We start from the raw sequence: 25,731 nt of genomic DNA, 5'->3' as shown, positions 1-25,731 counted from the left end.
GGCGAGCGAGGCTGTTTTCAGCCCCAGAAATCGGGCCAGGGCGGTGTCATGACGCCGTCCTCATAGACGATGCCATTGTCCCAATCGCTGCTTTGCAGCAGCGGTCCGTCGAGATCGCGGATCTCGCAAATCTGCCCCAGGATCATCGCTGGCGCCATCGCGACCGAGCCGCCGACCATGCACCCGACCATCAGCCTGAAACCCTCGCCCTGCGCGGCCCTTGCGAGTTCGAGCGCCGCTGTCAGTCCGCCCGTCTTGTCGAGCTTGATGTTGACGAAGTCGTACCGGCCTTTCAGGTGCGGCAGATCGGCGACGGTGTCGATCGCTTCGTCGGCGCAGATGGGCACGGGGCTAGCGAAGTCGATCAGTTCGTCGTCTCCGTCGACGGGCACGGGCTGTTCCAGCAGCGCGACGCCCAAGCCCGCCAGATGCGGAGCGAACGCCTTCAATTGCTCGACGCTCCATGCCTGGTTCGGATCGACGACCAGCCGCGACGCAGGCGCGCCGCGATGCACGGCTTCGATGCAGGCGATCGGGTCGTCGGCCGCGACCTTGATCTTGATCCAGGGATAGCGGTGCAATGCCCGCGCACGTGCCTCGTAGCCGGCGATATCCCGAATGCCGATGGTGATGGCGGTGGTGATCGGGCCGCCGCTGCCCATGCCGGCCTTTTCCCAGGCACGCACGCCGCCAAGCTTGGCTTCGAGATCCCACAAGGCGCCGTCCAGCGCATTGCGCGCGCCGCCCGGGGGCAGCAATGCCAGCAGGTCCTCGCGGCCGGCGCCGGCCTCGATCTCGCCGCGAACGGCTTCGATCTGGGCTTGCATGCTTTCCGGCGTTTCGCCGTGATAGTCCACGCCGGCCGCCTCGCCCAAGGCGACCACACCCCGTTCGTGAAGGCGGACCACCACGACCTCGGACGTGGTCTGGACACCGCGAGAAATGGCGAAGGGCTCCTGCAGGGGCCAGGAGATCGGATGGACGTCCAGTTTTCGTGTCATGGGGCCTGCAATTTGCTGATGATCGCATCCGGGGCGGTGCGCAGGGGATCGAAGCTCGGAACCTGAAGCAGATCCTCCGCTTCGTCCAGCGCGCGCTCGCTGGCACTCTCGTCGAGCCGCGCTGTGTTCAGGCTGGCGCCGACCAGTCGCACACCCGGATTGGTCAATCGCGCGGCCTGCAGATACACCTCCGCCAGCTCGTCGAGCGGCGGAATCCGGATGGCCGGCTGATCGTTGATGTGGAGGCGGCCGGCCTCGTGGCAGAGGACCAGCGCATCGGGCTGCGACCCGTGGATCAGGGCGAGCGTGACGCCCGCATAAGCGGGATGGATCAGCGAGCCCTGGCCTTCGATGACATCCCAGTGATCGGGAGCGGCATCGGGCGAAAGCGCCTCCGCCGCGCCGGCGGCGAAGTCGACGACCACCGCGTCCATGGGAAGGCCTTCGCCGGCGATGAGTATGCCCGTTTGTCCGGTTGCGCGGAAATCGGCATCGATGCCGGCCAGGTGCATCGCCTTTGCCAGCGAGAGCGCCGTGTATTTCTTGCCGAGCGCGCAGTCGCTGCCGATGGTCAGCAGGCGCTTGCCCGAGCGCTTGTTCCCCGTGGCGACGGCGATGCCTTTCGGCGGTTCCCGCACGTCGATCAACCGAATCCCATTGCGCCGTGCCGCTGCGACGAGTTCGGGAATATCGTTCAGCCGACTGTGCAGCCCGGCGACGATATCCAGGCCCGCATCGGCGGCGGCGACCAGGCAATCGATCCAGTGCGCCGGAATCCGGCCGCCGGCCGGCGCGATGCCGATCACCAGCGATGCGGCGCCGTTGGCGGCGGCCGTCGCGGCGTCCATTTCGGGCAGCTTCAGGTCCGTACGGCATCCCGGGAGGCGCCACTGCGCCAACACGTCGTCGGGCGCCCAGTCGCGAACGCCGAAGGCAGTCTTGGCATGGCCCGCCGAAGCGGCGTCGCCGATGAAGAGGAGATAGGGTTTACGAAGCTTGTACGAAACGCCGGTGGTGACCGGAGTGGAAGATGTCGCGATTGTCTGTACGCTCATGGATGATCGAGCCTGGCTTGCGGAAGGTCGCCGCCGTCTTAGCCGCCACGAAGGATATGCCGCATCCGTATAAATGCCTGATTTTCGATCTTTCTCTATTTTAGTGCGGTCGTATATCGATGGTCGGCACTGATCGGTTCAAATGGACAAGGTGCTTTATCGATGAATATGCAGTGTGATAGCGTTGATAAAGTTCGTGAGCGTATCGAGAAATCAATTTTAGGTAAAAACACTTAATGGTGGATACTTAATATGATGAATTGCCGTATTGTAAATAGCCTGGGAATTGGTGGATTTGTACGAATGTTGAGATTTGCGTGCATTGCGGCGTTCCTGGCGTCCGTGGCGCCGTTGCAGCCGGCGATGGCGGCAAAGGGAGGCGGGGTGGCGGCGAAGCCTGGGCCGATTCCGCTCGGCCAGCGCTTCGTGATCCGATCGAAACTGCTGAAGGAGGATCGCGAGATCCTGGTGCGGTTACCGGCATATTATGATCGGGCGAAGCAGCATTATCCGGTGCTGATCGTGCTCGATGGCGGCACTCATTTTCTGCACGCGTCTGGCGTCGTCGATTTCCTGAGCGCCGGCGGCCGCATTCCCGAGATGATCGTGATCGCGGTGCCGACGATGCAGCGCCGTGCGCGCGACCTGACCGCGCCGCTGGTCAACGATGAGAAGGCGCGCGAGGATTATAAGGATATCCCTGTAGGCGGCGGCGCCGCGTTCGCGAATTTCCTGGCGGACGAGGTGATGCCATGGGTGGATTCGCACTATCGCACCGCGCCCTACCGTGTGCTGATGGGCCATTCGCTGGGCGGGCTGTTCAATTTCATCGCGCTGCTCGACCGTCCCGATGCCTTTCAGGCGCATATCGCGGTCAGCCCGTCGCTGTGGTGGGACAAGCAGGCCTATGTGACACAGGCCGAACAGAAACTCGGCACGCTGAAGCAGCCGCATTTCCTGTTCATGAGCTGGGGCGACAAGGAGAAGACGATCAGCGAGTCCAGCCAAAAGCTGGTCGACTGGATGGCCGCGCATCCGCCCGCCGGCCTGACCTGGAAAGCCCGCTATTATCCTGGCGACGATCACGGCACGACGCCGCACCGTACGCTCTATGACGGGCTGTCGGCGCTGTATGAGGGGTGGTTGCCTGATAGCAACATGCACGATGCCGAGCGGCCCGACTATGTCGCGGACAAGGACTTCCCGGCGCTGCTCGCTGCGCATCAGGCGGCGCGATCGCGGCGTTTCGGCTATGACGTACCGCTCCAGCCGGCGGAGGCGGACACGCTGGTCAATTGGCTGATCAAGCGCAAGCGGCTCGACGAGGCGCTGGTCGCCGCTCGGCGCCATGCGGTGCTGTTCCCCGAATATTCGGACTTTCAGGAAGGGTTGGGCAAGGTGCTGACCGAAATGGGCCGCCATGCCGAGGCGCTGCCCCATTACGAAGCCGCCATCAACGATCCGGGCGAATATAGCGATATCTGGAGCGACGCCGTCCGCGTCCGTAAATTGCGCGATCAGGCGAAAGCCCCATCCGTCCCTGCTTCCAATTGATCGTCCGCCCACCGCTAGGACCAATCGCCATTTGCAGGCCGATATGGGCTGAATGGCGATTGGTCCTAGGTCCGGACCCCGGTCATGTTCGGCATAGGTATAAATTGCTGGCTCGGCGGCGGGCGTTGCATAGCCATGGGCTCGATCGGCGTGCCGCCATCGGCGGCGCATGCCCGAATTTACGTGGGAATGGGCGGGTTGGCGCGTGCCGTTCACCCCAATCACGGGGGCTGGCCCACTCGCAAAGACATCAGACCTGCGGCGGCTAGGTGGTGCCGCGATTCCTGCGTAACCTTTGTGCATCGGAATCGTAACGCGAGTTTCACGAACGGCCAGCGATCCACGCCTGAAAGCCGGGAGAGGAAATCCCATGATGCAGATGTCCAAGATCGAACGATTTCAGAAGCGATCCCATTCGCCGTCGAAGCTGAAATCCGCGTTCGACCTGAACTCGTTCTGGGATTCCTTCGTCGAGATCATCGATACCGCGATTCCATATGAAGCTTGCGAACTCTTCTTCGATTTCGATGGTTTCCAGCCGCGCCGCGCATTGTACCATTCCCCCAATGTCGGGCATCCCGGATATCGGCCGCCCGTCAGCCTGAGCATCGCCGGGCCCTATCTGCAAAGGCATCCGCGCGAGAAGCTGTACAGCTATTCGCAGATCGCGCGGATCGACCCGGAGGCGTCGCAGCGCCGGGACGAGCAGAAGCAGAAATCCCATGAGTGGAAGGATTTCGTGCAATCCGCCTTCTGGCACGACGGTGAACTGGAAGCCGTCATCAGCATCGGGTGGGACAGCCTCGACAAGACGTTGCCCGAACGCGCGATGGATCTGTTGAGGGGGCTGTATTTCGACGTCGAAAATGCGCTTCGTCGCTTGCGCATGTTGGATCACGAGCGGCTGAAATATGGCGCTCTCGAGCGGGTGATGCTCGATATGCCCATTCCGGTCATGCTGATCGACGGCGACGGCGAATTGCTTTTCTGCAACGCTCGGGCTCGCGCGGCCAACGCCCGTTGGAACGCCGCACTGCCCAAGGCTGCGGAGCCCTTGCCGGACTCGCTGGACGACATGATCGAGGATCTGCGATCCAGCATGGATCCTGCCCGGGTCGGCCAGATCAGGCATCCCTGCCTCGAAAATCTCTGGATCCGGGTTGGCGTCAGTTGGGGAACGTCCAGTATCCGCTCGAGCCCATGCTATGTCGTAACGTTCATCGAAAATGACGAGATATGCGTCGAGGATAAAAACCATCTGCCGGACAAGGTCGATCGATCGATCGCTGCCTTGCAGTCATTGTCGCCAAGGGAAAGGCATGTGGCGATGCTTATCAGCCAAGGGCTGAGAAATGCCGAGATCGCGCAAAAGCTGGTGCGTTCTCGTCGGACGATAGAGTTTCAGATCGCGTCAATATTCAGGAAGCTCAATATTTCCAATCGCGTTCAATTGGTGCGCCTGATGTCCGTTTAGCGACATCCGCATCGAGAAACAGAAAACCAATTGAAGAAAATTCGATCGATGGCCGCGCCTTTGCGCGTCGGTTCCGCTCGCCGTGTGATCATCGCGCCTTGGGAGGGCGTGGGAACAACCAAACTCAAAAAACGGGGAGAAGTCATGTCCATCCATCCATCAAGCCGCAGTGCCTGTCGAGGCGCGTTCAGGCGGACATATCTGTCGATGGCCGCCCAGGTGCCGCTAGCGCTCGCGCTGCTCCACGTCGCGCCGGCCGCAGCCCAGGCCGCCGCCGATGAAGACAAGGATTCCAAGGAAATCCAGGACGCGATCGTGGTCATCGGCAATGCCGCGGCGCGCGACCTGACGATCGGCCGGGCGCCGCTTTCGATCCGCGAAACGCCGATGTCGGTGGTCGTCATGGATGCCGGGCGCATCGAGGACCAGAATCTGCGCAGCCTGGACGACGTGCTGCTGCAGACGCCGGGCGTGGTCCTGGGCGCGGACAGCAGCATCGAGAACACCTATTATGCGCGCGGCCATGTGATCCAGTCGACGCAATATGACGGCATGACGACCGAAACCGCTGCCGAACAGATCGCCAGCCCGAACATGGCCATGTACGAAGCGGTCGAGGTCCTGCTCGGCTCGAACGGCTTGCTCAACGGCGTCAACGGTTTCGGTTCGATCAACCTGCGCCGCAAGCGTGCGCTCGACTCGTTCCAGTTCAACGGCGGCGTGGCTGCCGGCAACTGGGATCGCTATCATATCGACGCCGACGTCACCGGGCCGATCGACAAGGATGGCCGGGTGCGCGGCCGTGTCGTCGCGTCCTACGACACCAAGCAGTATTTCTATCCCTATGCCGATTTCAAGGAAGTGCTGCTGTTCGGCACTCTGGAAGCCGATCTGACCGACACGACGACGCTGCGTGTCGCGTCGCATTGGCAGAATACGGATGCGCATCCGAACACGCCCGGCGTGCCTTTCTACACCGATGGCGGTTCGATCGGCTTGCCCCGCTCGACCATGTTGAGCCCGGCATGGAGCCGGTTTCGCTACAATACGAAGAACGCCTTTGTCGAATTGACCCAGGAGCTCGGTTCCGACTGGAGCGTCAAGGGGATGTTCAACTATCTGGATACGAAGAGTTCGAACAATTACGCTTACTATTGGGGCGGCATCGATCGGGCGACCCAGACCGGTGCGGAAGACTGGATGGGATTGTTCTTCGAACAGGCCCGGTTCCGCCTGAAGCAGCAGGCCTATGATCTGGCGATCAGCGGGCCGCTGCGCTTCTGGGGACGCGAGCATCGGGTGTTGCTGGGCGTCAATCACCAGGCGACGCGATCCTTCTCGACCTGGGCCTATCCGGTGCCGGACGATAATCGGATCAACATCTTCGACTTCGATCCCACCAGCGTGCCCCGGCCCGATTGGGGGACGCCCGAATATTACTCGCCAGCCTCCACGACCCAGACCGGTATATTCGGGCAGGTCGCCCTCAAGCCGCTCGACACCCTGACCGTCATGCTGGGCGGCCGTGTCAGCTGGTGGGAAACCGATTCCCGCGGATATATCTGGGGAACCAACGCATATGATTGGGGCGACAAGCTCAAGCTGGACTCGCTGTTCACGCCGCTGGTCGGGCTGGTCTGGGACTTCTCCAAATCATGGTCGGCCTATGCCAGCTTCACCGATTACCAGACGCCACAGACCGCCAGGGACCGCGCGGGCGATTTGCTCGGCCCGATGAAGGCAACCAATTACGAAATCGGGATCAAGGGTGCATTTTATGGTGGCAGGCTGACGACCTCGCTTGCCTTCTTCCGCTTGCAGGAGGTCAATCGCGCGATTGCGGACACCTCCGGCCCACCGAACCAGGGTGGTGTCACGCCGTCCCTGGCCGGCGGCGAAACGCGCAGCGACGGTATCGAACTTCAGCTCAACGGCCAGATCACGCACGATTGGAGCATGAACTTCGGCTATACATATAATACAACGAAATATGTGAAAGCGGATGTCGATCAGGGCAAGCCCTTCGCAACCTTTACGCCGAAACATCTCGCCAAGCTCTGGACCTTGTACCGCCTGCCGTTCGATGACGGGCGCATGTCGGTTGGGCTTGGCGTTATTGCACAAAGCAAACTTCGCCGGCCTCTTGACGATCAATGGTCGGTATTCCTCAAAAAGAAAGGATATATCGTTGCGGACGTAAGGGTTACGTATCGCGTAACCGACAATTGGACGGCAGGCGTCAATCTGAATAACATATTCGACAAGAAATATTATGTCGGATCTGTCGGAAGCGGTACGGAATGCAATCATTTTTACGGAGATCCGCGGAACTTCATGTTCACTCTGCGCGGAAAATACTAAAGTTTAGATCTGTGTTTGGAGGCGCGCGGCGATCGTCCGTTCTGGCGGGTGTTTCGGCTATCGCCTCCATTTCTTCTGGAGTTTTCAATGAGCATCTCTCTCTTGCCGGCCAGTGTTTCGGCCGAAGCGAACCTGGACGACGGTCTCGATCCGGAAATCCGCGAGTTTGTTCGCAGAATGTCGGAGCGCTGGCGGCAGCATCCCTCGTTGTCCGCGGTCGGAATTCCGGAGGCGCGCCAGATTGCGGAGCAGGTCCGCAGCGTCTGGACCGAGGGCGGGCCGCGCATGGCGCGCACCACCGAAATTCAGGTGCCGGTGGACGAAGCCAGCGTGCGGATAAGGATATTGCAGCCCGAAGGGGCGACCGCCCAGCCCGCGCTCGTCTATCTCCATGGCGGCGGCTGGACGATTTTCAGCATCGATACGCATGATCGGCTGATGCGCGAATATGCCGGCCGCGCCGGCATCACCGTGGTGGCGGTCGATTATTCGCTGTCCCCCGAAGTGCGTTTCCCGCGCGCCATCGATGAAACGCTCGCGGTGGTGCACTGGCTGCGCGCGAATGGCGCCGCCTATGGCATCGATGCCGACCGCATCGCGATCGGCGGGGATTCCGCTGGCGCGGCGATGACGCTTGCCGTCTGCATGATGCTCCGCGACGCCGGTCTCGGCGATGCCGTTTCGGCGATGCTGCTCAATTACGGCGCTTATGATGCCGCATGCGATACGCCGTCATACGACCGCTATGGCAATGGCGGTTATATGTGGGATTCCGGGGAGATGGAGGCGTTCTGGTCGAACTATCTCGCCGATCCCGGCGATGCGCTCAATCCGCTCGCCTGCCCGATCCGCGGTGACGTCCAGGGCCTGCCGCCGTCATTCCACGCGATACCGGAATGCGACGTGATGTACGACGAATCGCTTGTCATGGTCGACCGGCTGCGCAGCGCCGGCAACCGGGCGCAATCGGTCGTCTATCCCGGCGCGACGCACAGCTTCCTCGAAGCCGTCTCCGTCGCCCGCATCGCCGATCGTGCCTTTGACGAGGCGTCGCGCTGGCTGAAGGACATGCTGGAGGCATGATCGCTTGCCCATGATGGGTTCGACGTCTCCTCGACGACAATGAAATCTGGAGCACTGAACGATCCGATCCAATCGTCCGGTGCTCCAGAAAAGGAGTGACAGGAGCGGGTCTGGCCGCGCTGACGGCCTGACGCTGCGGCTTGGCGCTCGTTACGATCCTGATCATGTCCATTTGGGATGATATGGCGAAAAACATCCATAAATGGCGAGGTGATTTGCTGATTGGAGAATTCGTCGTAAGCTGACGCGTCGCCATCCCCGGGGGAATCAACCATGATCGTTCGCCGCTTCGTCACGGCTCTGCTCACGTCCGCATTCGCATTGGCGGTCTCCGCGCCCGCCATGGCCCAGACGCAATTCACCAGCGATATCCCGCCCGGCTTCAAGCCGTCGGACGATCTCAAGGATTTCACGATCCGCGAGGTCGAGATCCCGATGCGCGACGGCATCAAGCTGCATACCAATATCGTCATTCCCAAGGGCGTGAAGAACGCGCCGATCATCTTCTCGCGCACCCCCTATTCGGCGGACAAGGCGATCACCGGCGCCGCGTCCAACCGCTATGCGATGGCGCTGCCGACGGCTTATGCCGAGCTTGCCGCGGCGGGTTACATCATCGTCGTCCAGGACGTGCGCGGCCGTTACAGGTCGGAAGGCGACTATATCATCGCCAAGCCGCTGATCGGCCCGCTCAACGACACCAAGAACGATCATTCCACCGACACCTGGGACAGCATCGACTGGCTGGTGAAGAATGTGTCGGAAAGCAACGGCAAGGTCGGCACGGTCGGCGTCAGCTATGGCGGTTTCACCACCTTGATGAGCCTGGTCAATCCGCACCCGGCATTGAAGGCGGCTGTGCCGATCAACCCGCTGGTCGATGGCTGGAAGGGCGACGACTGGTTCCACAATGGCGCCTATCGCCAGAGCTTCCTCGACTGGGTCTACCGGATGAGTGCCGACAAATCGTCGCGCTACGGGCTCCAGATCGACGGGCAGGACACCTATGAAACCTGGCTCAAGGCGGGTTCGGTCAGCGACATGGCGAAGCTGATCGGCGTCGACAAACTGCCCGTTTTCCAAAAGGCCGTCGCCCATCCCGCCTATGACGATTATTGGAAGGGGCAGGCGCTCGACCTGATCCTGGCGAAGGAGCCGCTCAAGGTGCCGACGCTCCACGTCCACAGTCTGTGGGATCAGGAGGATATCTACGGCGCGCCCGCCGTCTACGAAGCGATGGAGCCCAAGGACAAGGGCAATGACGAGAATTTCATGATCATCGGCCCATGGCGCCACGGTCAGAACATGAACCTCGACGGATCGAAGCTGGGTGCGATCGATTTCAACGGCAACAGTTCGGCCTGGTATCGCGCGAATGTGCTCATCCCCTTCTTCGACGAACATCTGAAGGACGGCGGAAAGAATGCGAAGCTCGCGCCGGTGACGGCGTTCGAAACCGGCGCCAATGTCTGGCACCGCTATGATCGCTGGCCATTGTCGTGCGCCAGCGGCTGTCCGTCGCAATCCAGGTCGATCTATCTCTCGGCGGATGGCGGGCTGGGCTGGAACGCGCCGACGGGGACGGGGGCGGGGACGGGCGGTTTCGCCGAATATGTGTCCGATCCCGCGCGGCCGGTCACCTATCGCCAGCGGCCGATCCTTTCGACCTACAATCCGCAGACGAGCTGGGGGCAATGGCTGGTCGACGATCAGCGTTTCGCCGAGGCGCGGCCCGACGTCGTCACTTTCGTCACCGATGTGCTGGGCGACGATGTCCGTCTGGCCGGTCAGCCGATCGCCAAATTCTTCGCCTCGACCAGCGGCACCGACAGCGACTGGGTGGTCAAGCTGATCGACGTCTATCCGGCGGAGTATCCCGCAGCACCCGAAATGGGCGGTTACGAGCTGGCGATCTCGATGGACATCCTGCGTGGTCGCTATCGCGACGATCCGTCGAAGCCGACCGCGATCCCCGCCAACAAGGTGGTCGAATATGAGATCAAGCTGCCCCAGGTGAGCCATAAATTCCTGAAGGGCCATCGTATCATGGTGCAGATCCAGTCGAGCTGGTTCCCGCTCTATGACCGCAATCCGCAGACCTTCGTGCCCAACATCTTCACCGCGAAGAAGTCGGACTATGTGAAGGCGACGCAGCGCATCTACAGCTCGGCTAAATATCCGAGCCGCGTCGAATTGCCTGTGATCCCGTGAGGGTCGCAGGCCCCGCGCCGGTGCCATGTGCCGGCGCGGGGCAATATCGTGGCAAGAACAATGAGGCCGGAAGGCCGGATCGAGGGGAGTTATGGTGAGGACATTGCGGCTGCTGGGGACGGCTCTCGCGCTGGCGGTATCGCTGCCGGCCATGGCACAGGCACAGTCGGCGCCCCCGGTTCCCGATGCCGCGAAGATCGAGATGCAATGGGGCGTCAAGATCCCCTTGCGCGACGGCGTCGAACTCAACGCGACAATCTACCTGCCCAAGGGGCAGGCGGCGCCCGCGCCCTGCATCGTGACGCTCACTCCCTATATCGGCCAGAGCTATCATGATCGCGGCGTCTATTTTGCGGCGCACGGCCTGCCGTTCCTGACCGTCGACGTGCGCGGGCGCGGCAATTCCGGCGGCGAATTCCGTCCGCTCATCCAGGAGGCGAAGGACGGCCATGACGTCGTCGAATGGATGGCGAAACAAAGCTGGTGCAACGGCAAGGTCTCGATGTGGGGCGGTTCCTATGCCGGCTACAATCAATGGGCGACCGCCAAGGAAGCGCCGCCGCATCTGGCGACGATCGTTCCCGTGGCCTCGCCCTATCCCGGTTATGACTTCCCGACGCGCAACAACATGGCCGCGCCCTATCTGATGCAGTGGCTCACCTTCACCTCGGGCAAGACCTCGCAGGCCAATATCTTCGGCGATCCGTTCTTTTGGTCGTCATTGTGGCGCGAGCGCTTCGAAAAGGGCGAAGCGTTCAGCACGCTGCCGCAGATTTTCGGTGGCGAGCAGAAGATCCTTCGCGAATGGATCGCGCATCCCGAAGTCGATGCCTGGTATGACAGCTATGCACCGACGCCCGAACAATTCCGCGCGCTCGACATGCCGATCCTGACGATCACCGGCAGCTATGACGGCGACCAGCCCGGTGCGCTCGCTTTCTACAAGACGCATATGCGCCTCGCCGCGGCCGCGCAGCGCGCGAAGCATTTTCTCATCATCGGTCCCTGGGATCATGCCGGCACACGCACGCCCCAGGCCGAGGTGGGCGGCTTGAAGTTCGGTCCGGACAGCCTGCTCGACCTGCCGAAGCTCCATCTCGACTGGTATGGCTGGACGATGGCGGGCGGCGCCAGGCCCACTTTCCTCAAGAAACCCGTCGCTTACTATGTGATGGGTGCCGAGAAATGGCGCTACGCGGATTCGCTCGAAGCGGTCACCGCCGAGCAGCGCGCTTATTATCTCGATTCGACCGCCAATGCGACGCGGGTCATGGCCTCGGGCGCGCTTTCGCCGGTTGCGGCGGGCAAGGGCGCACCCGACAGCTATGTCTATGATCCGCGCGATGTGTCGACCGCGGCGCTCGAGGCGAGCGTCGATCCATCGCTGCTGACCGATCAGCAACTCGTGCTGGCGGGCGATGGCAAACAGCTCGTCTATCATACGCCGGTGTTCGACAAACCCACCGAATTGTCGGGTTTCTTCCGGCTCGCCGCCTGGATCGCGATCGACCAGCCCGACACCGATTTCCAGGCCTCGGTCTATGAGATCAACGGCAAGGGCGAGAGCATCCTTTTGACCAACGACGTGATCCGCGCCCGGTATCGCGAAGGGCTGCGCGCATCGAAGCTGATCGCGACCAAGGATGCGCTCCGCTACGATTTCAACAGCTTCACTTTCGTCTCGCGGCAGATCGCCAGGGGCAGCCGGTTGCGGCTCGTCATCGGCCCGATGAATTCGATCTACACGCAGAAGAATTATAATTCGGGCGGCGTGGTTTCCGACGAGACGATGAAGGATGCGCGCACGGTCACGGTGAAGCTGCTGCACGACAAGGCGCATCCGAGCGCGCTCTACCTGCCGATCGCGCAGCCCGAATAATATCGGGCCGCGTGGGGGCCGTTTGCGGTCAGAACGCCTCGACGACGCCGATCATATCGATCTGCTCGAACCCGAGCGCGCATGTCCGTTCGAGCAGCGTTTCGCAGACCTGCATGAGCGGCGCCGCGATCTCCGCTTCGCGCGCCGCCGCCGTGATGAGGCGGCTGTTCATGAGCACGTCCGCGATCGAGGCCTGGGGCGAGAAATCGCCCGCAACAAACTTGTCCAGCTTTACGCGCGAGACCGCGCTCGCCATCGGGCCTGCGTCGAGGATCGTCCGGAACAGGTTCGGATCGACCCCCTGTTTCCGCGCGAAGCTGGCGGCCTCGGCAAGCCCGGTCACCATCGTGATCAGGAAGACGTTGACGGCGAGCTTGGTGACAAGCGCATTGGGGACGGCGCCGCACTGGAAGGTCGCGGCGCACATCGGCTTGACCAGCGCTTCCACCTGCACGGCCGCATCGGCATCCCCCGCGATCATCGCCACCAGCGCGGCCTGCTCGGCGGGGCGGCGCGATCCCGACACCGGGCATTCGACATAGCGTCCGCCCGCGGCCTTGATGTCGGCTTCCAATGCTTGCGAATATTCGGGCGCGGTCGTGCCCATATGGACGATGATGCGGCCCGCGACATTGGCGGCGAAGGCACCGCCTCCCCGCTCCAGCACCGCATCGATGGCCTGCGCATTGGCGAGCATCAGGATCGCGACGGGTTCCGCCCGCAGCGCATCGCGCGCACTCGCCGCGACCCGCGCACCCTCCGCTTCCAGGCGTAGCGCCGCCTCCGGAGAGCGGTTCCACACCGTCAGTCCGATCCCGGCGCGTGCGAGATTGGTCGCCATCGGCTCGCCCATGCGCCCCAGCCCGAGAAATGCCGTCCTCATTTCGATGCTCCTTCATATCGCGCGGGGCGCGCCACTTTCTGCATGCGGCCTTCGCGCCGCATCAGCCGCCGCAGCGTCGAGGGCTCGGCATAGCCGACGCGCCGCGCGATCTCGTCGAACGACAGTCGCGTCGACGCCGCCAGCTCGGTCGCGCGCTCGATCCGCAGGCGCTGCAGGAAACGAACCGGGGACAAGCCGGTGACGCGCTCGACACGCCGGGCGAATGTGCGGGAAGTAAGGCCGGCGGCGGCGGCGAGCTGTTCGACATCGACGCCGTCCTCCAGCCGGTCGCGCGCCCAGCCCTCGGCGCGGGCAACGCGTTCGTCGGCTGCCGCCAGCAGCGAGATCGTCGAATAGGGAAGCTGCGATCGGCGGCCGTCGAGCAGCAGATATCGCGCGCAGAGATCGGCGAGCGCCGATCCGGCGAAGCGCGCCACGATCGAGAGCATCAGATCGAGCTGCGCCATCGCCGCCCCGGCGGTGGTGTACGGGCCGTCGCTGACCAGCACCGCGTCCTGATCGATCCGGACGTTTGGGAACATGCGGCGGAAAAGCGGTGCGAGCCACCAGGTCGTGGTCGCCCGCCGACCATCGAGCAGGCCCGTCGATGCGACGAGGAAGGTCGCCGAACAGGCCGCGGCGATTTCCGCCCCCGCCGCCGCATGTTCGACCAGACGTCGCTGGGCCTGAAGCGCGCCTTTTGTGCACAGCCCATCGTCGATGGCGGCTTCGCTGGTCAGGCCGAGCCCCGGAACGACGACGATATCGGGGTGTCCGTCCGATACCGATTGCGCAGCCGGCGCGAGCCGGCGCCAGTCCGTCGCGCCGGAACCCGCCAGCACAATGCGAAATGCCGGCGACCGCCCTTGCGCCGCCAGCAGGCGGTTCGCTGTCTCCAGCACGTCGAAGCTGATCGAAACGCACGATGCCATCGCCCCCCTGAGCACCAGAAGCTCGACGATGAACATGGCGAAATATCCGTGAATAATGTCGAATCGGACACTATCGGAAAACCCGTCCGCAACGCAAGTTGGGTCGCGGAAAGGAATGGTTCGACGATGGAGCAATCATTGAACAGCGACGATGCGCTGGCGGATTTCACGCGATGTATGACGACGATCGAGGGGGTGATGCGGCCGGTATTCGTCGCCGGAAACGGACCCGCCGTGATCGTCATGGCGGAAATGCCGGGGATCAGCCCGCATATTGCCCGTTTCGCGCGCTGGGTGCGCGATGCCGGGTTTACCGTCCATCTCCCGTCGCTGTTCGGTTGCGATGGTGCCGTCGCCGATGCGGAGGCGGGGGCGGAGGTGTTCCGGCGCGCCTGTATCAGCGCCGAGTTCCGTGCGCTGGGCGGCGGTGCATCGAGCCCGGTCACGCGCTGGCTGATGGGGCTGGCCGAACTTGCCCATGGCGAATGCGGAGGCCCCGGCGTCGGTGCGATCGGCATGTGCTTCACCGGCAATTTCGCGCTGACGATGATGTTGGATTCATCGGTGCGCGCGCCGATCCTCTGCCAGCCGTCATTGCCGCTCGACAATCCCGCCGGTCTCGAGATCTCGCCCGACGAGATCGGGGCGATACGGGTGCGGCTCGAACGCGAGGATCTGAGCGTGTTGGCGTATCGTTTCGCCGGGGACGCGTTCTGCCGTGCCGAGCGCTTCGCCGCCTATGCCGAGGCATTGGGCGATCGCTTCGTCGCCCATGTGCTGCCCGACGATGCGGCGAACCCCGACGTTCCATCCTTCTTCGCCCGGCACGTCCCGACGCCGCACAGCGTGGTGACGGCGCACTTGATCGATGAGGCTGATCAGCCGACGGTCGCGGCGCGGGACGAGATCATCCGTTTCCTGCGCATGCGATTGAAGGCTGACTGATCTGCGCAGCCAGCAATGAATAGGGTTCGATATGGCCAGTTACGACTATCTCACCGTCGACGTGTTCACGACCAGCCGGTTCGGCGGCAATCCGCTGGCGGTCTTTCCCGATGCATCGGGGCTCGACACCGCGACCATGCAGGCGCTGGCCGCCGAGCTGAACTATAGCGAGACGACCTTCGTCCTGCCGCCCCGGGATCCTTCCAACACCGCCCAGGTCCGGATCTTCAACCGGACCGCGGAGATGCCGTTTGCCGGACACCCCAATGTCGGCACGGCTTTCGCGCTGGCCAGTCTTGGGCGAACGCAAGGAACCATGCTGCGCTTCGAGGAAGTCGCGGGGCTTGTCGAGGTCCGGCTGAAGGAGGCGGCGGGCCTTGTCGTCGGCGCGGAGATCGACGCCCCGCAACCGCTCAGCCGTCTCGGCGAATTGCCCATCCAGGGTATCGCAGATTGCCTGTCGCTCGATATCGGGCAGCTTGTCCTGACCGAGCATCCGCCGATACGCGCGAGCGTCGGCGTGGATTTCGTGCTGGTTGCGGTCGAGAGCGGCGCGCTTGCGGTCGCCACGCCCGATCTGCACGCCTATCGCCGGCTTGCCGCCGCGCGGCCGGATCTGGGCGGCCGCCTGTCGATCTTCCTCTATACGCAGGACGGGCCGGGCATTCGCGCGCGGATGTTCGCGCCGCTCGCCGGAACCTGGGAAGATCCGGCAACCGGCAGTGCGAACGCGGCGCTGGCGGCGCTCCGCCTGTCGCTCTCCGGCGCGGACAGCCTGGCCTATGAAGCGGTGCAAGGGGTGGAGATGGGGCGCGAAAGCCGCTTGTCGCTTCGCGCCTGGCGGGCCGGCGACGGCGCGCGCGCCAGCGTCGGTGGCCATTGTGTCGGCATGTTCAGTGGCACTATTGCACTCTGATCGTCCCGCGCGTTCGTGTGTGCGGGGATATCGGTGAGGAACGGCGCAAGGCGATGACCAGCGAGACGACAGAGCCCGCGCTTCTCAAGGATATTCTCGGGCCACAGGCGCTGGAGACCATCGCCGATGCCGGTTCGCGCGCATCGTCGCGCTTCGACCATCGCGCATTCCTCGCCGCGGCGTCGAACGGGCTCGAGGCGCTCTCGATCATGGAGCGGGTCCGCCATATCGCCGATGCGCTGAAGGGTGCGCTGCCCGACGATTATGCGGACGCACTTGCGATCCTTCGCGCCATGGCGCCCGATCTGACCCATGGGTTCCAGGCGGTCGCGATCACCGAGTTCGTCGCACGCCATGGCCTTCATGATTTCGACCGGTCGCTGGAGGCGCTTGCCGATCTCACGCGCTTCGGCACCGCCGAATTCGCGATCCGGCCGTTCCTGGCGCAGCATGCCGAACGCACGCTGTCGGTCATGATGCGGTGGAGCGGCGACGAGAATGAGCATGTCCGCCGCCTCGCGAGCGAGGGCAGCCGTCCGCGGCTGCCCTGGGCGGCGCGTGTGCCCGCGATCAAGGCCGATCCCACGCTGGCGGCGCCGATCCTCGAAGCGCTGAAGGCCGATCCCAGCATCTATGTCCGCAAATCGGTTGCCAATCACCTCAACGACATCGCCAAGGACCGGCCCGACTGGCTGCTCGACCGGCTCGAAAACTGGTCGAAAGACGATGCGCGCACCGTCTGGATCATCCGGCATGCGCTGCGCACGCTGATCAAGCAGGGCGAGCCGCGCGCGCTGGCACTGATCGGGGTCGGGCATGGCGCCGCGATCGATGTGCGAAGCTTCATGGTCACACCGCACACCGTCCGCCTCGGCGACACGATCGCGATCGCCGCCGATCTGCGCTCGGCGAGCGACGAGGATCAGCGGCTGGTGGTCGATTACCGCATTCATTACGCCCGGGCGGGCGGCAAGAGCGCGGCCAAGGTGTTCAAGCTCAGGACCTTCGAACTCGCCGCGCGTGACGCCATCACGCTCGGCATCCGCCAGCAGATCAAGGATTTCAGCACCCGCCGTCATCATCCGGGCAGCCATGAGGTGGAACTGATCGTCAATGGCCAGACGGTCGCGCGGGCGGCCTTCGCCCTGCTGGGCGATATCGCGGGCTGAGGCGCGAATGGCGAAGAAGAAATATTATCTGACGGCCACCTTGCCCGACGGCTATGTCAAGACGATCGGCCCCACCGCCACCGAATTCACCCATTATTGGCGGATCGTCGCCTATCTGGAGAACGGAAAGACCGAAGTCTTCTGGGGTCACACCAAATCGTTGGCCGACGCGAAGAAGAAGCGCCGCGCGGCCGAAGAAGCGGTCGGCGATCGCGGCTGGAAACGCCATGATTTCGACATCGTCGAACTGGTCAGGACGGCGGGGTGATCGCGCGTGAACGGCATGCCCTTGAATTGACAAATCACGAACATCCAAATATTGGCCCTCGGCCCGCAAATGCGGTGGCAATAGAGGTGGACGATGACAGACGATAGCCAGCACCGGGAGTCTCGCTGACGCGTCCGTAGAGGCGCGTGGGTGCGCCTCCCTCTTGATCATCCGGTGACGATCACCGGAATTTTCATTCCATGAGCTTTACGAAAACGACGCAAGGCCCGCGCTGATCCTGCGCATGCCTGCTCTTGTCCTGCATTCGACTATCGAATGCGGGCCGAAGGCGCGTGCCTATTCGACAGCCATGGTCGTACCCACGCTAATTCGAGAACAAGATCATGACCAACAGACTTCGCAATATCGGCATCATGGCGCATGTCGATGCCGGCAAAACCACATTGACCGAACGCATATTGTTCGACACCGGCCGCATCCACAAGGTCGGCGACGTGCATAGCGGCACGGCGACCACCGACAGCCATATGCTGGAGAAGCGGCACGGGATAACCATCTCCGCCGCCGCGACATCCTGCGTCTGGCGCGATGGGGCGATCACGATCATCGATACGCCCGGCCATGTCGACTTCACCATCGAGGTCGAACGGTCGTTGCGTGTGCTTGATGGTGCGGTGGCGGTGTTCTCAGCGGTCACCGGCGTCGAAGCGCAGTCGGAGACTGTCTGGCGCCAGGCCGACCGGTTTGGCGTGCCGCGACTCTGCTTCATCAACAAGATGGATCAGGTCGGTGCAGATTTCGACCGTGCCGTCGCGATGATTGCCGACCGGCTGGGTGCAGTGCCGCTGCCGTTGCAGCTACCGATCGGCGGAGAGGGTGGTTTCACCGGTGTTGTCGACCTCGTTGCCATGGAAGCGTTTTGCTGGCCTGGGCAGGATGGTGTCCCTCACCGAATGGCCATCGCGCAGGCGATGCGCGATGCGGTGGAGGCGGCACGTCTGCGGCTGATCGAGACGCTTGCCGATCACGACGAGGTCGTGTTGACGACGTGGCTCGACGATCCGCTTGCGCTGACGCCTCAGGCGATACGCGCAGGCATCCGTCGCACATGCGTTGCGGGCAAGTGTGCCCCCGTGCTGTGCGGTTCAGCCTATCGCAACATCGGCGTTCAGCCGCTTCTGGATGCGATCGTCGACTATGCGCCGGGTCCGGGAGATCGACCGCCTGTCACGGGCATCGACCCCCGCGATGGCATGGCGCAAAGCCGTGCCATATGTGCGGATGCGCCGGCGGTCGCTCTGATCTCGAAGGTGCAGCCGAGCCGGTTCGGGGCGCTCGCCTTTCTGCGCGTCTATTCGGGACGGTTGGCTCCGGGCATGACGATGCTCAATGCATCGACCGGCCGGGTCGAACGGATCGGCCGGCTGTTGCGGATGCATGTCGATGCGCAGGAGGAGATCGCCGAGGCGGGACCTGGCGAGGTCATCGCAGCGGTCGGCCTCAAGGCGGTGCGTGCGGGCGATACCTTGTCTGATCCTGCGCATCCCATCGTTCTCGACGGCTTCGTCATCCCCGATCCGGTGATCGAGGCGGTGATCGAACCGCAAACGACGGAAGACCGCAACCGGCTCGGCCCGGCACTGGCGATGATGGAACGCGGCGATCCTTCGCTTCGTATCTCGGTCGATCGTGACACCGGGCAGACGCTGCTGCGCGGCATGGGCGAATTGCATCTCAACATCGTGGTCGAGACGCTGAAGGAGGATTTCGGCGTGGAGGCCATGATCGGAGCGCCGCAAGTCGCCTATCGCGCCGCACCGACGCGTCGGGCGGAGGTCGATCATCTGCTGCGCAAGCAGAATGGTGGCCAGGGTCAGATGGCAAGGGTGCGATTGGCCTTCGAGCCGCTTGCGGCGGACGAGGCCGGCCTCGTGTTCGAGAACCGGACCGTCGGAGGAACAGTTCCGAAGGACTATGTTCCGGCGATCCAAAAGGCGCTCGAACACGCGCTCGCGGACGGTGGGCCGGGTGGATATCCGGTGCTCGGCATGAAGGCGATCCTGCTCGATGGGGCCTTTCACGAGAAGGACTCGTCGGCGCTCGCCTTCGAGACTGCGGCACGCGATGCGTTCCGGATCGGTTTTCCGCAGACCGATCCGGTATTGCTGGAGCCGGTGATGCGTGTCGTGGTGGCGACGCCCGGAGACTATCTGGGCAGCGTCATCGGCGATCTGCAAAGCCGGCGTGGTCAGCTCAGGTCGACGGACCTGGCCGGCCGGATGCACGACGTGATCGCCGATGTGCCGCTCGGCGAGATGTTCAACTATGTGGGGACGCTCCGGTCGCTGTCGCAGGGCCGGGCGAGCTTCACGATGACTTTCGAGCGTTATGCGCCGATGCCGGAACGGCTCGCGCTCGAAGTCGTCGATTGAACAGGTGGGACGCGTGGCGAAAGCTGCGCGTCCCACTCGCGGATTTCCTGCACCCGCCTATCTCAGCTGGCGTTTCTCCAGCTTCCGCGCCAGCGTCCGGCGATGCATCCCCAGCCGCCGCGCGGCTTCGGAGATGTTGAAGTCGGTTTCGACCAGGGTCTGGTGGATATGCTCCCATTCCACCGTCTTGATCGACGATTGCCGGCCGTCGACCGGCGCGTCGGGGTCGCCGTCGTCGCGGGCGAAGGCGGCTTCGATGTCGTCGGTGTTGGAGGGTTTGGCGAGATAGTGGGATGCGCCCAGCTTGATCGCCTCGACCGCCGTCGCGATGCTGGCGAAGCCGGTGAGGACGACGATCTTCATGTCGGGATCGCCCGCGCGCAGCGTCTGCACGCAGGCAAGGCCCGATGCGCCGCCAAGCTTGAGGTCGACCACCGCGAAGCCGGGGCGATGGTCTGCCAGCAGCGCGACCAGGCCGTCATGGTTCGCGGCGGAGAACACCGTATAGCCGCGCCGTTCGAAGGAGCGTCGCAATGTGCGCGCAAAGGGCTCGTCGTCCTCAACGATGACGAGCAGGCGTTCTTCGCTCATGATCCGGCCTCACTCATGACAGGGCCTTTCGTTCATAGGCGAGTGCTGCGAGCGGCAGGAGAATCCTGACGCAGGCGCCGCCGCCGGGCGGATTCTCGACCGATGCCGTGCCGCCCATCTTGCGCAACACGTTGACCAGCAGGAACAGGCCGAGCCCGCCACCGGTGCGGCCCTTGGTCGAGCGATAGGGCTGGCCGAAGCGTTCGATCATCTCGGCGGGAAAGCCGGGGCCACGATCGGCGATCTCGAGGATCAGCGAATCCTGTTCGCGCCGGGCGGTCACGCCGATCCAGGTGGGCGAGGCTTCCGCCGCATTGTCGATGACGTTGCCGATCACCTGACGCAGCGCCGGATCGGAAACGATGGTGACGTCCTCGCCGAAACGGTCGTCATAATCGAGAATGCCGGGCAGGCGGCTGGCGCGCCATTCGGTGACGATATCGTCGAGGAATCCGCGCATCGATGTGACTTTGGGCGCGACGCCGCGCGCCTCGCCGGCCGACATCAGGATGCCGCTGACGATCGCCTTGCAGCGCTGGATGGCGGCATCCATGTCCTCGATATCGTCCTGAAGCTCCTGGTCGCCGGCCAGGCGCGGCAGCCGGCGCCAATCGCCGATCAGCACCGACAGCGACGACAGGGGCGTGCCCAGTTCGTGCGCCGCGCCGGAGGCGAGCAGGCCCATGCGCACGATATGATCCTCCTCGGCGGCGCGTTGCCGGATCGCGGCCAGCGCGGCGTCGCGATCGCGCAGGTTGCGGCCGATCCGCGTCACGAACGCGACCAGCAGCACCGCGATCAGCACGAAGCAGACCAGGCTGCCCTTGAGATAAAGCGCGAGCGGATCGTCGCCATAGGGCGGATGCAGGGCAAGCGGGGTCGGATGCAGCGAAATCGCGACCAGCGCGACCATGCTGGCGGCGACGATCGCCCAGGCGGCGCGGGGCGTCAGCAGGATCGCGCCGAGCACGACATGGAGCAGGAACAGCGAGGCGAAGGGATTGGCGAGGCCACCCGAGAAATGCAGCTGCCAGGCAAGCACCGCGACATCGAACAGCAAGGCCGAGGTCAGTTCGGCATTGGTCACGGCCTTGCGCCGGCGGAGCAAGGGCATGCTTGCGAGATTGATCGCGACGAGCATGGCGATGGCCAGGAACAGCGGCGCCAGCGGCAGCCTGATGCCCATCAGCGCGTGCACGACCGCGATGGTGACGAGCTGTCCGCCGACCGCGAGCCAGCGCAGCTGGACCAGCAATCGCATGTTGCGGCGACCGGCATCGGCCTCTGGTGGGGCGTTTATCGTCGTCTCTGTCACGCGGGCAATGGCCTGTGCGGGGCGGGTGAACGCAGCACATAGCATGCGGCGGCGAGCGAGAGGAGCGCGAGCGCGAACCAGGTCAGCGCATATTGCAGATGATTGTCGGGAAAGCGCAGCACGGTCATCCCGCCGACCGGATAGCCGCCTTTATTGGCCGCGCTATCGGCATCGACGAAATAGGGCGCCGTTTGTCCAAGCCCCTGAGCGGAGGCGATGGCGGTGACGTCGCGCGAATACCAGCGACGATTGTCGGGATCGTTGGTCCGCAGGAAACCGCCGCCCGGCTCGGAGATGCGCAGCAGGCCCGAGACGGTGACCAGGCCCGCCGGATTGCCTGCCGCGCGCGTGGCGGGATCGCGGCGGTCGGGCGGCACGAAGCCGCGATTGACGAGCAGGGTGAAGCCGGGCGTTTCCAGCGGCGTCAGCACCCAGTAACCGCCGCCCAGATCGGTGACCGCCTGCACCAGAGTTTCGCGATCGTGGCGGAAACGGCCGGTCACGCGCACCCGGCGATAAATGTCGCTATCCGCCGATATGCCGGGCCAGGCGGCCGGGCCGGGCGCTGCGACGGGCGCGGCATGGGCGCGGCTTTCGACCGCGGCCACCAGCGCATGTTTCCAGGCGCGCCGCTCGACCTGCCAGATGCCCAGCGCGACGAAGATGGCGGCGCATAGCAGCGCCGCGCCCGCGAATATGGCACGGGCGCGTGTCGAGCGCCTGCGTGCCCGGCCGGTCACGGTATCTGTCTTACGTCGTGCGGCATCGGCATCATGTTGGTGTTCAGATGGTGCATCACCCACAGCGACCCGGCCAGCATGATCAGGACGACGATGATGGTGAAGACCAGCGCGGTCATCGACCAGCCGCCCTCTGCCTTGGGCGTCATGTGCAGGAAATAGACCATGTGCACGACGATCTGCGTGACCGCGAAAGCCATGATGATCGCCACGGTGATGCCGGCGGCGAAGGGCTTCGCCATCACCAGCCAGAAGGGGATGGCGGTGAGGATCACCGACAGGACGAAGCCGATCGCATAGTCGCGCATCGATGCGTGCGGGATCTCCGCGGCGGGATGATCGTGGCTCATCGCAGCATTCCCATCAGATAGACCAGGGTGAAGACGCCGATCCAGACGACGTCGAGAAAGTGCCAGAACATGCTGAGGCACGCGACGCGGCGGCGATTGGCCGCGATCAGGCCGTGCCGGTTGAGCTGGACGATCAAGGTCGTCAGCCAGACGATGCCGAAGGTGACGTGCAGGCCGTGCGTGCCGACCAGCGTGAAGAATGCCGAGAGGAAGGCGCTGCGCTGCGGCGTCGCGCCGATATGGATCAGGTGCTGGAATTCGTAGAGTTCGATCGAGAGGAAGGCGAAGCCGAACAGCCCGGTCACGCCCAGCCAGATCTGGGTCTGGCGCAGCCTGTTCCGCTGCATCGACAGCATCGCGAAGCCATAGGTCATCGACGAGAAGAGCAGCATCGCGGTGTTGAGCGCGATCAGATCGAGGTCGAACAAATCCCTTGGGCCCGGACCCGCGGCGAAATTGCCGCCGAGCACGGCGTAGCAGGCGAAGAGGATCGCGAAGATGAGGCAATCGCTCATCAGATAGATCCAGAAGCCCAGCATGGTGCTGTGGCCTTCGGGATGCGGATGCTCGTCCAGGTCGTAGAAGCGGACCGGCGCGTCGTCGCGGGCGAGGGTGGCTGTGTTCATCGGATCAGGCTCCGGCCGCTGCAAGCTGGCGGGTGCGCGCGTCCTCCGCCGTCGCCACGGTCGCGGCGGGGATGTGGAAGTCGCGCTTGTAGTTGAAGCTGTGGAAAATCGCGCCGCCGATCAGCGAGATCAGGCTCAGCCCGACCAGCCACCAGATATGCCAGATCAGCGCGAAGCCGAGCACGGTGCTGATGCCCGCCAGGATGATACCGGCGCCGGTGTTGCTGGGCATATGGATATCGCGGAATCCGGCGAGCGGACGTTCGGCGCCCCGGCGCTTCATGTCGTGCCACGCATCGAGATCGTGGATCACCGGCGTGAAGGCGAAGTTGTAATCGGGCGGCGGCGAACTGGTCGCCCATTCGAGCGTGCGGCCGCTCCACGGATCGCCGGTGGTGTCGCGAAGCTGATCGCGCCGCCAGATGCTCACGGCGAACTGGATCAGCATGGCGAGGATGCCGACCGCGATGATCGCGGCGCCGATCCCGGCGATGACGAACCAGATCTGCAGACTGGGATCGTCGAACACACGCATCCGCCGGGTGACGCCCATCAGCCCCAGGATGTAGAGCGGCATGAAGGCGAGCCAGAAGCCGACGACCCAGCACCAGAAGCTGATTTTGCCCCAGAAGACGTCGAGCTTGAAACCGAAGGCCTTGGGCCACCAATAGTTGATCGCCGCGAACAGGCCGAACAGCACGCCGCCGATGATCACATTGTGGAAATGCGCGATCAGGAACAGCGAGTTGTGCAGCACGAAGTCCGCTGGCGGCACCGCGAGCAGCACGCCGGTCATCCCGCCCACCACGAAGGTGAGCATGAAGGCGACCGTCCACATCATCGGCAGGTCGAAGCGGATCCGCCCGCGATACATGGTGAAGAGCCAGTTGAAGAGCTTGGCCCCGGTCGGGATCGAGATCACCATGGTGGTGATGCCGAAGAAGCTGTTGACGCTGGCGCCCGATCCCATGGTGAAGAAGTGGTGCAGCCAGACGAGATAGCTCAGGATGGTGATGCACACCGTCGCATAGACCATCGATGTGTAGCCGAAGAGACGCTTGCCCGAGAAGGTCGAGGTGACTTCGGAAAAGACGCCGAACAGCGGCAGGATCAGGATGTAGACCTCCGGATGGCCCCAGATCCAGATCAGGTTCACATACATCATCGGCGAGCCGCCGAAGTCGTTGGTGAAGAAATTGGTGCCGGCATAACGATCGAGCCCGAGCAGCGCGAGCACGGCGGTCAGCACCGGGAAGGACGCGACGATCAGGATGTTGGCGCACAGGCTCGTCCAGGTGAAGACGGGCATCTTCATCAGCCCCATGCCCGGCGCGCGCAGCTTCAGGATCGTCACGATCAGGTTGATGCCCGATAATGTCGTACCCACGCCCGCGATCTGCAGCGCCCAGATATAATAATCGACGCCGACATTGGGGCTGTAGGCGATGCCGGACAGCGGCGGATAGGCGAGCCAGCCGGTCTGCGCGAATTCGCCGACGAACAGCGAGACCATGGTGAGCACCGCGCCCGCCGTCGTCATCCAGAAGCTGAAATTGTTGAGGAACGGGAATGAGACGTCGCGCGCACCGATCTGCAGTGGGACGATATAGTTCATCAGCCCGGTGATGAAGGGCATCGCCACGAAGAAGATCATGATCACGCCGTGCGCGGTGAAGATCTGGTCGTAATGATGCGCGTTCAGATAACCCTCGGATCCGCCGAACGCCATCGCCTGCTGCAGCCGCATCATGATCGCGTCGGCAAAGCCGCGCAGGAACATGATCAGGCCCAGGATCATGTACATGATCCCGATCTTCTTGTGATCGACCGTGGTGAACCATTCGCGCCACAGCCAGCCCCAGAGGCGGTATTTCGTGATCAGCGCGAGCACCACGAGGCCGCCGAGCACGACCGCGCCGAAGGTGGCGATCAGGATCGGTTCGTGCAGCGGTATCGCGTCGAGCGACAGGCGGCCCCAGATGGGG

The 25,731-nt window shown here is 63.6% G+C and carries 21 protein-coding genes; 11 read left to right on the top strand and 10 right to left on the bottom strand.

Annotation, left to right across the window (positions count from 1 at the left end):
* Nucleotides 1-17 precede the first annotated feature (17 nt).
* Entirely contained in the window at nucleotides 18-1,001 is a 984-nt protein-coding gene (dgcA, locus tag AC3WN8_RS21035) for an N-acetyl-D-Glu racemase DgcA (protein WP_492671439.1), read from the bottom strand.
* On the bottom strand, nucleotides 998-2,056 hold the full coding sequence (locus AC3WN8_RS21030) for an N-acetyltransferase DgcN family protein (protein WP_492671438.1): 1,059 nt from the start codon (nucleotides 2,054-2,056) through the stop codon (nucleotides 998-1,000). Before AC3WN8_RS21030 ends, dgcA begins: the two co-directional genes overlap by 4 nt.
* Before the next feature lie 303 nt (nucleotides 2,057-2,359).
* Here AC3WN8_RS21030 and AC3WN8_RS21025 point away from each other — a divergent pair, with 303 nt between their 5' ends.
* The 6 genes from AC3WN8_RS21025 (at nucleotide 2,360) to AC3WN8_RS21000 (ending at nucleotide 12,618) form a co-directional block, all read left to right on the top strand.
* Entirely contained in the window at nucleotides 2,360-3,610 is a 1,251-nt protein-coding gene (locus tag AC3WN8_RS21025; RefSeq protein ID WP_492671437.1) for an alpha/beta hydrolase, read from the top strand.
* A gap of 370 nt (nucleotides 3,611-3,980) precedes the next feature.
* Entirely contained in the window at nucleotides 3,981-5,084 is a 1,104-nt protein-coding gene (locus AC3WN8_RS21020; RefSeq protein WP_492671436.1) for a helix-turn-helix domain-containing protein, read from the top strand.
* 144 nt (nucleotides 5,085-5,228) lie between these two features.
* A complete protein-coding gene (locus AC3WN8_RS21015) occupies nucleotides 5,229-7,445 on the top strand; it encodes a TonB-dependent siderophore receptor (RefSeq protein ID WP_492671435.1) in 2,217 nt (738 codons plus the stop codon).
* An 87-nt stretch (nucleotides 7,446-7,532) separates the two neighbouring features.
* On the top strand, nucleotides 7,533-8,528 hold the full coding sequence (locus tag AC3WN8_RS21010) for an alpha/beta hydrolase (RefSeq protein ID WP_492671434.1): 996 nt from the start codon (nucleotides 7,533-7,535) through the stop codon (nucleotides 8,526-8,528).
* A 273-nt stretch (nucleotides 8,529-8,801) separates the two neighbouring features.
* A complete protein-coding gene (locus tag AC3WN8_RS21005) occupies nucleotides 8,802-10,739 on the top strand; it encodes a CocE/NonD family hydrolase (RefSeq protein WP_492671433.1) in 1,938 nt (645 codons plus the stop codon).
* Between the two features lie 94 nt (nucleotides 10,740-10,833).
* A complete protein-coding gene (locus tag AC3WN8_RS21000) occupies nucleotides 10,834-12,618 on the top strand; it encodes a CocE/NonD family hydrolase (RefSeq protein WP_492671432.1) in 1,785 nt (594 codons plus the stop codon).
* Between the two features lie 28 nt (nucleotides 12,619-12,646).
* On the opposite strand, the gene AC3WN8_RS20995 is transcribed toward AC3WN8_RS21000, so the two are convergent.
* Nucleotides 12,647-13,501 carry an NAD(P)-dependent oxidoreductase gene (locus AC3WN8_RS20995; protein ID WP_492671431.1) on the bottom strand — a complete coding sequence of 285 codons (855 nt, stop codon included), beginning with the start codon at nucleotides 13,499-13,501 and terminating at the stop codon, nucleotides 12,647-12,649.
* Nucleotides 13,498-14,469, bottom strand: a complete 972-nt coding sequence (locus AC3WN8_RS20990; RefSeq protein ID WP_492671430.1) for a GlxA family transcriptional regulator — start codon at nucleotides 14,467-14,469, stop codon at nucleotides 13,498-13,500. The genes AC3WN8_RS20995 and AC3WN8_RS20990 overlap by 4 nt, the downstream gene beginning before the upstream one ends.
* Before the next feature lie 90 nt (nucleotides 14,470-14,559).
* Between AC3WN8_RS20990 and AC3WN8_RS20985 the strand changes: the two genes are divergently transcribed.
* From AC3WN8_RS20985 to fusA, 5 genes are all read left to right on the top strand, one after another.
* Nucleotides 14,560-15,378: a dienelactone hydrolase family protein gene (locus tag AC3WN8_RS20985; protein ID WP_492671429.1), complete on the top strand. Its 819-nt coding sequence runs from the start codon at nucleotides 14,560-14,562 to the stop codon at nucleotides 15,376-15,378.
* Between the two features lie 31 nt (nucleotides 15,379-15,409).
* Nucleotides 15,410-16,294, top strand: a complete 885-nt coding sequence (locus tag AC3WN8_RS20980; protein WP_492671428.1) for a PhzF family phenazine biosynthesis protein — start codon at nucleotides 15,410-15,412, stop codon at nucleotides 16,292-16,294.
* Nucleotides 16,295-16,347: 53 nt separating this feature from the next.
* On the top strand, nucleotides 16,348-17,463 hold the full coding sequence (locus AC3WN8_RS20975; RefSeq protein ID WP_492671427.1) for a DNA alkylation repair protein: 1,116 nt from the start codon (nucleotides 16,348-16,350) through the stop codon (nucleotides 17,461-17,463).
* Nucleotides 17,464-17,470: 7 nt separating this feature from the next.
* The gene (locus AC3WN8_RS20970) at nucleotides 17,471-17,731 is read left to right on the top strand and encodes a hypothetical protein (protein ID WP_492671426.1); all 261 of its coding nucleotides are present in this window, start codon (nucleotides 17,471-17,473) and stop codon (nucleotides 17,729-17,731) included.
* 344 nt (nucleotides 17,732-18,075) lie between these two features.
* On the top strand, nucleotides 18,076-20,124 hold the full coding sequence (gene fusA / locus AC3WN8_RS20965) for an elongation factor G (RefSeq protein WP_492671425.1): 2,049 nt from the start codon (nucleotides 18,076-18,078) through the stop codon (nucleotides 20,122-20,124).
* Nucleotides 20,125-20,181: 57 nt separating this feature from the next.
* On the opposite strand, the gene AC3WN8_RS20960 is transcribed toward fusA, so the two are convergent.
* The 6 genes from AC3WN8_RS20960 to cyoB are packed head-to-tail and all read right to left on the bottom strand — an operon-like array spanning nucleotide 20,182 to nucleotide 25,727.
* Nucleotides 20,182-20,715 carry a response regulator transcription factor gene (locus tag AC3WN8_RS20960; RefSeq protein ID WP_492671424.1) on the bottom strand — a complete coding sequence of 178 codons (534 nt, stop codon included), beginning with the start codon at nucleotides 20,713-20,715 and terminating at the stop codon, nucleotides 20,182-20,184.
* 13 nt (nucleotides 20,716-20,728) lie between these two features.
* A complete protein-coding gene (locus AC3WN8_RS20955; protein ID WP_492671423.1) occupies nucleotides 20,729-22,030 on the bottom strand; it encodes an ATP-binding protein in 1,302 nt (433 codons plus the stop codon).
* Nucleotides 22,027-22,770: an SURF1 family protein gene (locus AC3WN8_RS20950; protein ID WP_492671422.1), complete on the bottom strand. Its 744-nt coding sequence runs from the start codon at nucleotides 22,768-22,770 to the stop codon at nucleotides 22,027-22,029. The genes AC3WN8_RS20955 and AC3WN8_RS20950 overlap by 4 nt, the downstream gene beginning before the upstream one ends.
* Nucleotides 22,767-23,120 carry a cytochrome o ubiquinol oxidase subunit IV gene (cyoD, locus tag AC3WN8_RS20945; RefSeq protein WP_492671421.1) on the bottom strand — a complete coding sequence of 118 codons (354 nt, stop codon included), beginning with the start codon at nucleotides 23,118-23,120 and terminating at the stop codon, nucleotides 22,767-22,769. Before cyoD ends, AC3WN8_RS20950 begins: the two co-directional genes overlap by 4 nt.
* Complete coding sequence (gene cyoC, locus AC3WN8_RS20940; RefSeq protein WP_492671420.1) at nucleotides 23,117-23,746, bottom strand: cytochrome o ubiquinol oxidase subunit III; 630 nt, start codon at nucleotides 23,744-23,746, stop codon at nucleotides 23,117-23,119. Before cyoC ends, cyoD begins: the two co-directional genes overlap by 4 nt.
* A gap of 4 nt (nucleotides 23,747-23,750) precedes the next feature.
* Entirely contained in the window at nucleotides 23,751-25,727 is a 1,977-nt protein-coding gene (cyoB, locus tag AC3WN8_RS20935; RefSeq protein WP_492671497.1) for a cytochrome o ubiquinol oxidase subunit I, read from the bottom strand.
* Nucleotides 25,728-25,731 lie beyond the last annotated feature (4 nt).

It is taken from the genome of Sphingobium sp. FW305-3-2-15-F-TSA7, from assembly GCF_058787155.1.
The sequence above is the reverse complement of the archived record's forward strand: the minus strand, read 5'-3'. Positions and strand labels throughout refer to the sequence as shown.

Excerpts from the sequence above, each read along its gene's own strand:
- dgcA (WP_492671439.1), bottom strand. The coding sequence starts at position 1,001 with ATGACACGAAAACTGGACGTCCATCCGATCTCCTGGCCCCTGCAGGAG.
- AC3WN8_RS21030 (WP_492671438.1), bottom strand. The coding sequence starts at position 2,056 with ATGAGCGTACAGACAATCGCGACATCTTCCACTCCGGTCACCACCGGC.
- AC3WN8_RS21025 (WP_492671437.1), top strand. The coding sequence starts at position 2,360 with ATGTTGAGATTTGCGTGCATTGCGGCGTTCCTGGCGTCCGTGGCGCCG.
- AC3WN8_RS21020 (WP_492671436.1), top strand. The coding sequence starts at position 3,981 with ATGATGCAGATGTCCAAGATCGAACGATTTCAGAAGCGATCCCATTCG.
- AC3WN8_RS21015 (WP_492671435.1), top strand. The coding sequence starts at position 5,229 with ATGTCCATCCATCCATCAAGCCGCAGTGCCTGTCGAGGCGCGTTCAGG.
- AC3WN8_RS21010 (WP_492671434.1), top strand. The coding sequence starts at position 7,533 with ATGAGCATCTCTCTCTTGCCGGCCAGTGTTTCGGCCGAAGCGAACCTG.
- AC3WN8_RS21005 (WP_492671433.1), top strand. The coding sequence starts at position 8,802 with ATGATCGTTCGCCGCTTCGTCACGGCTCTGCTCACGTCCGCATTCGCA.
- AC3WN8_RS20995 (WP_492671431.1), bottom strand. The coding sequence starts at position 13,501 with ATGAGGACGGCATTTCTCGGGCTGGGGCGCATGGGCGAGCCGATGGCG.
- AC3WN8_RS20990 (WP_492671430.1), bottom strand. The coding sequence starts at position 14,469 with ATGTTCATCGTCGAGCTTCTGGTGCTCAGGGGGGCGATGGCATCGTGC.
- AC3WN8_RS20985 (WP_492671429.1), top strand. The coding sequence starts at position 14,560 with ATGGAGCAATCATTGAACAGCGACGATGCGCTGGCGGATTTCACGCGA.
- AC3WN8_RS20980 (WP_492671428.1), top strand. The coding sequence starts at position 15,410 with ATGGCCAGTTACGACTATCTCACCGTCGACGTGTTCACGACCAGCCGG.
- AC3WN8_RS20975 (WP_492671427.1), top strand. The coding sequence starts at position 16,348 with ATGACCAGCGAGACGACAGAGCCCGCGCTTCTCAAGGATATTCTCGGG.
- AC3WN8_RS20970 (WP_492671426.1), top strand. The coding sequence starts at position 17,471 with ATGGCGAAGAAGAAATATTATCTGACGGCCACCTTGCCCGACGGCTAT.
- fusA (WP_492671425.1), top strand. The coding sequence starts at position 18,076 with ATGACCAACAGACTTCGCAATATCGGCATCATGGCGCATGTCGATGCC.
- AC3WN8_RS20960 (WP_492671424.1), bottom strand. The coding sequence starts at position 20,715 with ATGAGCGAAGAACGCCTGCTCGTCATCGTTGAGGACGACGAGCCCTTT.
- cyoD (WP_492671421.1), bottom strand. The coding sequence starts at position 23,120 with ATGAGCCACGATCATCCCGCCGCGGAGATCCCGCACGCATCGATGCGC.
- cyoC (WP_492671420.1), bottom strand. The coding sequence starts at position 23,746 with ATGAACACAGCCACCCTCGCCCGCGACGACGCGCCGGTCCGCTTCTAC.